The following is a 2,224-nucleotide window of genomic DNA, read 5'->3' as shown; positions in this document are numbered from 1 at the left end:
ATCGTCATCGGCGACCGCCCCCTGATCGAGCTGGCGCCCCTGTACCAGGACCCGCGCTCCACCATCCCGGCCAGCCAGTTCAACATGAAATGGGTCGAGGCCGCCGGTCTGGTGAAGTTCGACTTCCTCGGCCTGAAGACCCTGACCGTGCTGGACCGCGCGCGTCAGTATCTGGAACGGCGCGGCGCCGCCCCCGACTGGAACGGCCTGCCGCTGGACGATCCCAAGACCTATGAGCTGATGGCCTCGGGCCAGACGGTCGGGGTGTTCCAGCTGGAATCCCAGGGGATGCGCGACACCCTGCGCAAGATGCGCTGCGGTTCGATCGAGGAGATCACCGCCCTGATCTCCCTCTACCGGCCCGGGCCGATGGAGATGATCGACACCTATATCGACCGGAAATTCGGCCGGCAGCAGGTGGACTATCTGCACCCCTCCCTGACCGAGGTGCTGACCGAGACATACGGCGTCATCATCTACCAGGAGCAGGTGATGAAGATCGCCCAGGTCCTGGCGGGCTATTCGCTCGGAGAGGCCGATCTTCTTCGCCGCGCCATGGGCAAGAAGAAGAAGGAGGAGATGGATTTCCAGCGCGCGCGCTTCATCGCGGGCGCGTCGGAGAAGGGCGTTTCCGAGGAGCAGTCGGGCGGCATCTTCGATCTGGTGGCCAAATTCGCCGGCTACGGCTTCAACAAGTCGCACGCCGCCGCCTACGCCCTGATCAGCTTCCAGACGGGCTGGCTGAAGGCGACGCACCCGGTCGAATTCATGGCCGCGTCCATGAGCCTTGATCTCAGCAACACCGACAAACTGGCTGTCTTCTATCAGGATTGTCGCCGCTTCGAGGTGCCGGTCAAATCGCCGGACGTGAACCGCTCCTCGGCCGATTTCGACGTGGCCTGGGAGGAGGGAACGGGCTCGGTCCTGTATGCGCTCGGCGCCATCCGCAACGTCGGGCTGGAGGCGATGAAGCATCTGGTCGAGGTGCGCGAGACCGGCGGCCGGTTTACCGACATCTTCGACTTCCTGGAGCGCGTCGACCCGCGCAGCGTCAACAAGCGGGCGCTGGAGAACCTGGCCCGCGCCGGCGCCTTCGACAGCTTCCATTCCAACCGCCGCCAGCTGTTCGAACAGGCCGACACCTTGATGGCCTATTGCCAGAGCGTCGCGGCCGAGCGCGCCTCGTCGCAGGTCTCCCTGTTCGGCGGCGACCAGGCCGGCGCCGCCCGCCCGCGCCTCAAGCCGGTCGAGCCCTGGGTCGGCCCCGAGAAGCTGGATCAGGAACTGGCCGCCGTCGGCTTCTACCTGTCCGGCCACCCGCTGGAGGACATGGCCCCGGCCCTGAAGCGCAAGCGCGTCACCTTCGTCGCCGAGGCCACGGCCCTGGCCGAAAGCGGCCACGAGGCCTTCCTGATGGCCGGCGTCGTACGCCGCCGGCAGGAGCGGGCCAGCGCCAAGTCGGGCGAGAAATTCGCCTTCGTCACCTTCTCGGATCCGACGGGCGAGTTCGAATGCCTGTTCCCGCCCGAACAGCTGCGCAAATGCCGCGAGGTGCTGGAGGTCGGGGCCTCGATCATGGTCCGGGTGCGGGCCAAGTCGGCTGACGGCGAGGTGCGCTTCTTCGGCGACGACGCCTCGCGGCTGGACGATCTGATCGACGACGGCGCCATGGGCCTGCGCATCCACGTCTCGGCCCGATCCGCCGACGCCGGGGCCCTGAGGACCCGGCTCGAGAAGGCGAAATCCCCGGGCAAGGGCGGCGAGGTCTCCCTGATCGCCTCGCTGGACGGCCGTCGCGAGGTCGAGTTGAAACTTCCCGGCCGCTACAGGCTTGATGGAGCATTGCGCGGGGCGCTGAAGAGCGCGCCGGGCGTTGTCCTGCTGGAGGATGCGTGATGGCTGACGTCAAAACCCACACCGGATCATGCCGCTGCGGCGCTGTGGCCTGGGAGGTCGACACCGATCTGGAGGGCCTGATCGAGTGCAACTGCTCGCACTGCTACCGCAAGGGTCTGGTGCTCACCTTCGTCTCGCCGGACGCCTTCCGCCTGACGGCCGACGGGCCCCAGACCGAATATCAGTTCAACACCCACAAGATCCGCCACCTCTTCTGCGAGACCTGCGGCGTGCAGTCCTTCGCCCGGGGCTCGAAGCCCGACGGGACGCAGATGGTGGCGGTGAACATCCGTACACTGACGGATATCGAACCGTTCAGCTGGACGGC

Annotated in this window: 2 protein-coding genes; both read left to right on the top strand. The window is 66.7% G+C overall.

All coding sequences use genetic code 11. The features are described from left to right. The coding region (gene dnaE, locus V6M42_RS03795; protein WP_332677255.1) for a DNA polymerase III subunit alpha at positions 1–1,896 on the top strand (1,896 nt) is incomplete at its 5' end. Then, positions 1,896–2,224 (top strand): GFA family protein (locus tag V6M42_RS03790; RefSeq protein WP_332677253.1); only part of this gene is annotated, 329 nt, incomplete at its 3' end. The genes dnaE and V6M42_RS03790, both read left to right, overlap by 1 nt.

The organism is Brevundimonas sp. (assembly GCF_036677305.1).
GTDB lineage: Bacteria > Pseudomonadota > Alphaproteobacteria > Caulobacterales > Caulobacteraceae > Brevundimonas.
Note: the sequence above shows the minus strand (reverse complement) of the source record. Positions and strands in the feature narration are given on the sequence as shown.